Here is a 1,020-nt window from a genome sequence, read left to right as displayed (position 1 = left end):
TTGGCATCAAATTCAATGCTCTTCGGATCAGAAAACTCGCTGCCGTTGTCCGCCAGAAGTACCGGGAACAGATCGGGAAACGTGTTCGGGCCAAGTTCCAGATACAGCCTGCGGAAGAGATCGGTTACCGACTGAGAATCGTTATGCTCTCGTCGGACAGCGAGCTGCAGGCCGTCTGTCACGAAGGTGATCGTAAGCATGACAGCCCTCCCTTTTGTGCCCTCTACCGAATCGAGCTCGACCAAAGGGGTGTCCGGATTCTCATCCATAAAGATCTTAAAGTCTTCCAGAGTGCGCCCTTCACGACACTTGGGATCGACTTTTACGGTATCCGGCCTTTTGCGGCGGGGATGCATCCTCACCTTGCGCGGCATATCGATGTTCCGGGCAGAGAAGAGGTTTGCGTCCATGTAGGTATAAAGCGTCCGTTCACTGACCATGAGTTCTGCCTTATGGTTTAGGCAGATATGGTGCAGCGACTGGCCTTTTAACAGAAGGGGAGAAATGATATCGTCCAGTCGCTTTTGCTCCTCGTCGGAAAGGGCGATTCCCTGACGCGCCTCGGAGAGCACGTCACGGTATTCCATCTGGGCTTTTGCCCCATCGTAGAAGCGCTTCTCAAGCGTACAGAGCCGCTGCTGGCTGCATCCATTGCAGACGTACGGCGGTCTTTCCAGTCTGGGGCATTCTTCCTTTTGGTAGAGTGTACAGGAAGTCGTGCACTTGCCGCAGACAGAGCAGTAACGAACCTGCGCTTTTTCCGGTGAACATGCCTTGCAGACGCTTGAAATCCGGCTGAAGTGATAAACTGAAGTTGTAACACAAATGGCTGATAAAATATAATAGCAAATGGAGGATTTTATCATGCCACAACCTTACGACGAACCATTTAAGAAAAAGATTGTCCGTCTCCGCCTGGAGGAAGGCCGATCCATGAGGAGCCTCACAGAAGAATATGGGGTTTCTAAATCCAGCGTTGTCAAATGGTGTAATGAATTTCGCGAAGAATGCCAGAGTAAT

General features: G+C 51.1%; 1 protein-coding gene and 1 pseudogene. One reads left to right on the top strand and one right to left on the bottom strand.

Features of this window, described 5'->3' with window-relative positions; all coding sequences use genetic code 11:
* A pseudogene (locus GCWU000341_RS13805) lies at positions 1 to 587 on the bottom strand (IS30 family transposase); the annotation flags it as partial.
* Between the two features lie 277 nt (positions 588 to 864).
* On the opposite strand from GCWU000341_RS13805, the gene GCWU000341_RS13230 reads away from it, so the two are divergent.
* The coding region (locus tag GCWU000341_RS13230) for a helix-turn-helix domain-containing protein (protein ID WP_040654303.1) at positions 865 to 1,020 on the top strand (156 nt) is incomplete at its 3' end.

The organism is Oribacterium sp. oral taxon 078 str. F0262 (genome assembly GCF_000160135.1).
Taxonomy (GTDB): Bacteria; Bacillota; Clostridia; order Lachnospirales; family Lachnospiraceae; genus Oribacterium.
The sequence above is the reverse complement of the archived record's forward strand: the minus strand, read 5'-3'. Positions and strand labels throughout refer to the sequence as shown.